This is a genomic window from Streptomyces sp. NPDC059455 (assembly GCF_042750115.1).
GTDB lineage: Bacteria > Actinomycetota > Actinomycetes > Streptomycetales > Streptomycetaceae > Streptomyces > Streptomyces endocoffeicus.
The window spans coordinates 35,045-40,670 of record NZ_JBHYVB010000041.1; the positions used below are offsets into that span (position 1 = coordinate 35,045).

The window sequence follows — 5,626 nt, forward strand, 5'->3', positions numbered from 1 at the left end:
AGTAATTATCGGCGCCCCCGCCCTCGGCATTGGCGTTCGGTGGGGGGGGGGGGGGCGACGCCCGCCGGCCGCGCAACTTCATGAACTCGACGGGGCCGGTGAAACGCCCCGACGCCGTCCCGTCCCGGCGCACCACCAGCCGGGCCACGGCGTCCGCATGGGTGTAATGCGTGCCCCAGGGGGCGACGGTCAGGCCCCCGGGCCGCGTCTGCTCGATCCACGCTCCGGGGATCTCCCGGAGGCCGACGGTGGCCAGGACCCGGTCATACGGTGCGTTGCCCGCACAGCCCTTCGCGCCGTCACCGAGCACGACATCCGGCCGCAGCCCGGCCGCGCCCAGCCGCTGGCGCGCATGACGCGACACGGCGGGATCCACCTCAACCGTGGTGACCTTACGGCCACCACAACGATGCGCCAGCGCCCCGGCCGTCTCCCCCGTGCCGGTGCCCACGTCGAGCACGGCCATGCCCTCGTCCACGGCCAGGGCCCGCAGCAAGGCGTAAACGACGGAGGGCATGGAGGACGAACTGGTCGACACCCGCCCCGGCTCGGGACCGGTGTGCTCGCCGTCGTCCCACTGCGTCACGATGGGCGCATCGCTGTCGGCAGCGGCGAACCAGGCATCCCGCTCCCCGGCCTTGTCGACGGCGACGGCCCCCTGTGTCCGCGTGTCGAACGGCCACATCAACTCCGGCAGAAACGCGGCCCGGTCAACAGCGGCGAAGGTCGGCGCCCAGTCCTCCCCCATCACCCCCGCACCGAGAAGCACCCGCCCCAACGCGGCCCGCTCGGCCCGAGCGATGCCCTCGAACGTCATGCGACCTTGGGCGGGTTCGGCACACCGGGCCCACCGTCGGGCGTCGGCGGCGGATGCGGGCCGGGGTAGGGCTGCCCAGGCAGCTTGTCACTGTTTCCGCCATCGTCTCGGCCCCGGATGATCCGCGACATCAACGCTCTCCCCACCAGCCAGACGGCCCACCCCGTCCAGGCCGCACCCCTCATCACCATAGGGCTCACCACTAGAGGCCCGCCCGAGCCGAGTCGCGCGCCTCATGATCGGCACACTGGGGCAGTGGGTTGTTCTGGCAGGTAGAGCGACCTTTCACTTGCGGTGAAGGACCTATGGACGGCTCGGCAGACCTTCCTGATGGAGGAGGCTGGGTCGGGGAGAGACACATCCCACAGCCGGACTGTTTTGTCGTCGCTGCCGCTGGCCAGGGTACGGCCGTCCGGACTGAACGCCACCGCTCCAACCGACTGGGTGTGCCCGGTCAGAGTGGCGCGGGGCTTACCAGTCGCCAGGTCCCACAACCGGATCTTTCCATCCTCGTCACCGCTGGCCAGGAAGCGACCGTTCGGGCTGAACGCCACAGACGTCACAGAGGCGGTATCCCCGATCAGGACGGTGCGGGGGCTGCCGGACGCGACGTTCCACAACCGAATCTTCCCGTCCATCCCACCGCTGACCAGGACGCGGCTGTCCGGACTGAACGCCACCGGCCCACTGGAATCGATGTTCGTGAGAGTGCTGCGGAGTCTGCCGGTCGCCGCATCCCACAGCCCCACGGTCGTGTCGTCGCTACCGCCCGCCACAGTGCGGCCGTCCGGGCTGAACACCACCGACGTCACCGTCGCGGTGTGCCCGGTCAGGGTGGCGCGGAGCCTGCCGGACGCCAGATCCCATAACCGAATCGCCTGGTCGGCGCCGCCGCCGGCCAAGGTGCCGCCGTCCGGACTGAACGCCACCGACTCCACTTCGGCCCTTCCGGGCAGGCTGGTGCGGGGCCTACCGGACGCCACACCCCACAACCGAATCTTCCCGTTCTCCTCACCGCTGGCGAGGGTGCGGCCGTTGGGGCTGAACGCCACAGAATGCACGGCATCGGTATGGCTGGTGAGAGTGGCCCGGGCCCTGCCCGTCGCCGCGTCCCACAACCGAATCCTTGCGTCGCCACCGGCGCCGGCCAAGGCGCGGCCGTTCGGACTGAACGCCAGCGACTCCACTTCGGCTCCTTCGTGCACGGTGGTGCGCAGCCTCTTGCTGGTCGTCAGGCGCCACAGGCGCACTGTCTTGTCGTCGCTGCCGCTGACCAAGGTGTGACCGTCCGGGCTGAACGCCACCGAGCTCACGGTATCGGTGTGCCCGATGAAGGTGGTGCGGAGCCTGCCCGTCGCCGCGTCCCACAACCGCACGGTCGTGCCGTCGCCACCGGCTCCGGCCACACTGCGGCCATCAGGGCTGAACGCCACAGGCGTCGCATAGTCAGCGTCCCGGAGGGTGGTGCGGAGCCTGCCGGTCGCCACATCCCGCAACTGAACGCTTCCGTCCGATTCGCTGGCCAGGGTGCGACGGTCCGGGCTGAACGCCACCGGACCCTCGGAGTTGTTCGCGAGGGTGGTGCGGAGCCTACCCGTCGCCACATCCCACAGCCCCACGGTCGTGCCGTCGGTGCCGGCCACAGTGCGGCCATCCTGGCTGAACGCCACCGGCGTCGTGTAGTCGGCATTCCGGAGGGTGGTGCGGAGCCTACCCGTCGCCACATCCCACAGCTGGACCTTCCCGCCCGTCCCCACCGCGTCGTTTCCCACGCCGCTGGCCAGAGTTCGGCCGTCCGGGCTGAACACCACGAACGACAGGTAGTCGGTATTCGTGAGCGTGACGCGGAGCTTGCCCGTCGCCGCGTCCCACACCCGGACCGTCTTGTCGTCGCTGCCGCTGGCCACAGTGCGGCCATCCGGACTGAACGCCACCGAGTTCACGGTGTCGGTGTGCCCGATGAGGGTCGTGCGGGGCCTGCCCGTCGCCACATCCCACAGCCGTACGGTCATGTCGTCGCTGCCGCTGGCCACAGTACGGCCGTCCGGACTGAACGCCACCGACGACACGTAGTCGGTGTGCCCGGTGAACCGTCGTTCGAGGGGAAGATCCGCGACAGCGAACAGGTCAGCTCTGGCTTCCTTTGTGGGGCTGATCCGGTATGCCTGGACCGCCAAGAGAGAGGCCAGGTCAGGGTTGGATGACAGAAGGCCGGTCGACTGTGCGGCCAGCTGTCTGGAGAGCGCAACGTGCTGGGCGGTGATCGCCTGGTGCCGTTGTTGCTCGCTGGTCCGGTACTGCTGCCACGCGATCAGTCCGGCGGTCAGGGCGAGGACGAGCAGGATCGACAAGGTGGTGGTGAACTGGCGCAGGCGTCGGGTGGTGCGGGCGGCTGCCTGCTCTTCGTGGTGGCGGGCGGTGGAGCTGCTGGTGAGGAAGTCATCTTCCAGTGGGGTGAGGTCGCCGTTCGCGTCGGTGACGGGGAAGGCTTCCTCGGCGGCGGCGAGTCGGGTGCCCCGGTAGAGCGCGCCGGGATCGCGGCCGAGGGTCTGCCAGCTGTAGGCGGCTTCCGTGAGCTGGCGGTGCAGGCGCAGGCGTTCGCGGGCGTCGTCGATCCATTTCCGTAGCCGGGGCCAGGCGGCGATGAGGGCTTCGTGGGCGAGGTGCACCGTGCTGCCGTCGGGAATGACCAGTCGCGCCTTCACCAGCCGCTCCAGTACGGCGGCGGTAGCGGCGGAGGTGGCGGTAGCGGCGGAGGTGGCGGTAGCGGTCGAGGTGGCTGTCTCCAGTTCTTCCCGGGGTGCGGGCCGCCTGGTGTCCTGCGCGCCTTCTCCCGGGGTGACCAGGCGCAGCAGGATCCGGCGGGCGCAGGCGGCCTGGTCGGGAGACAGGTCGGTATAGAGGTCTTCGGCGGTCTGGGCGACGGCGCCGTGGATGCCCCCGACCGCTTCGTAGGCGGTCAGGCTGAGGGCGCGGCCTTTGCGGCGGTGCCAGGTTTCCAGCAGGGCGTGGGACATCAGGGGCAGGGCGCCGGGTTCGCCGTCGACTTCGTCGATGATGCGGGCGGTCAGGGTGCGTTCGACGATGAGCCGTGCGGCTTGGGCGGGCTTGACGATGGCTTCGCGGAGTTCGTCGCGGTTCATGGGCGGGACCAGGAGGGTGGCGTCGCGCAGGGCGTCGGCGAGGGGGCGGTGGCCGGCCAGGTGTCCGAAGAAGTCGGCTCGTACGGCGATCAGTACCCGCAGTCGGCTGTCGGGGGTCTGGGCGTTCAGGAGGCGGTCGATGAACCGGGTGCGTTCTGCCGGGTCGGCGCAGAGCGTGTAGAGCTCTTCCATCTGGTCCACGACCAGCCAGGTGTCCGCCTCTTCGCCCTCTTTCGGAACGAGTCGCCGCCCGTGGTCGGGCAGGGGGTGGGCGCCGGGGGTGATGATCCGCAGGGCGGCCGGGCGTAAGTCAGGGTTGTCGGTGGTGCGCAGTCGGGGGATGAGGCCGGCGCGCAGCAGCGAGGATTTGCCGCTGCCGGATGCGCCGACCACCGCCGTGATCCGGTGCTGGGCGGTCAGGTGCAGCAGGTCGTCGATGAGCTGGTCGCGGCCGAAGAACAGGGCGGCGTCGTCCGGTTCGTACCGGGCCAGCCCCCGGTACGGGGGCTCGGCCGCGTCGTCGGAGCGTGGCTCGGCGGCTTCTTCCGCGGTCGCCTGCCGCCAGCGCTCTTCCCATTCCTCGAGGTCGCCGCCGCAAGCCTCCACGTAGGCCAGCATCACCGGGAGGGTCGGCAGTCGCTCCCCTGCCGCCGCTTCGGACAGGGTGCTCGCCCCGTGGCCGGTGCGCGCGGCCATGGCTCGATAGGTGGGGCTTCCGGCCTCCGTCCGCAGCTTCCGTAACTCGGACGCCAACCGCTGTGCCGGACCCGCGCTCGGGTCCAGCGGGCTCTCAGGACGCCCCGCCATCGGTCACTCCCCCCTCTCGCCTCCCCCCGGAGGCGGATTGACCGCCGCCAAGCTACGCACCGGCCGAAGCGGCGGCAAGCACATCACCTGCCACGGCCCTGACCTCATTGATCGGGGTGGTGGAACAGGGGTGCCGAACAATTCCGGCCCCGGTGAACTCGAAAGCGCAACGCCCCACGGCGGCGCCGTACGCATCACGGACGCAGCTCCACGGGGGTGGGCAACGCCCGCATCCGTACGGCAGCGGCCATCGGGGCCTGGCTCAGGAAGAGAGGACAAGATCGTGAACACACACAAGAGCATTGCCTTGGCGGCGGTGACTACGGCCCTGGCCGGCGGACTCGCACTGGCGGCTCCGGCTCACGCCGTGAATACGGACCGGCCGGTGACCGTCGCGTCGGCACGGCACGGCGTCCACATCGACGGATACGAGCCCGACTCGGTTGTCACCCGGGGCGCCTGCAAGGGCTGGATGAACACCAAGAAGACCGACGGTCACTGGTTCGCCCAGGGGCTCGTCCAGTCCTGGAACGGCACCCGCTGCGCCATGATCCTGGAGCGCGAGCACAACGGCGGGGCCTACAACATGATCTCCGATCAGCACATCGTCCCGGACAACGGTAGCGACAAGGACTCGACCGGCTACTACTGGGACCACACGGGCTACAAGTCCCGCGTGTGCATCGCCAACCTCAGCTGGGGCGACGCCTCCTGGTACTGCGGCAAGGGCATCTGACCGCGGCCGACGTGCACCAATCCCGGAGCAGCGGGGGGGGGGCGCCGCCGCCGCCGCGCGCCCCCCACCCGGACTAGACACCCCCCCGAGGAGAGAGGCGACAGAGGGTTTGTGGGGGAGATT

At 70.2% G+C, this 5,626-nt stretch carries 3 protein-coding genes; 1 reads left to right on the forward strand and 2 read right to left on the reverse strand.

Annotated features, from left to right (window positions below; genetic code table 11):
- The coding region (locus ACFXB5_RS17215) for a methyltransferase domain-containing protein (RefSeq protein ID WP_385208269.1) at positions 1 to 817 on the reverse strand (817 nt) is incomplete at its 3' end.
- A gap of 233 nt (positions 818 to 1,050) precedes the next feature.
- Positions 1,051 to 4,767: a hypothetical protein gene (locus ACFXB5_RS17220; protein WP_385208272.1), complete on the reverse strand. Its 3,717-nt coding sequence runs from the start codon at positions 4,765 to 4,767 to the stop codon at positions 1,051 to 1,053.
- Between the two features lie 283 nt (positions 4,768 to 5,050).
- Between ACFXB5_RS17220 and ACFXB5_RS17225 the strand changes: the two genes are divergently transcribed.
- Complete coding sequence (locus tag ACFXB5_RS17225) at positions 5,051 to 5,503, forward strand: hypothetical protein (protein WP_385208274.1); 453 nt, start codon at positions 5,051 to 5,053, stop codon at positions 5,501 to 5,503.
- Positions 5,504 to 5,626: the final 123 nt, after the last annotated feature.

What these genes read in the sequence shown, in the direction of transcription:
- ACFXB5_RS17220 (WP_385208272.1), bottom strand. Translation starts at nt 4,767, where the DNA reads ATGGCGGGGCGTCCTGAGAGCCCGCTGGACCCGAGCGCGGGTCCGGCA.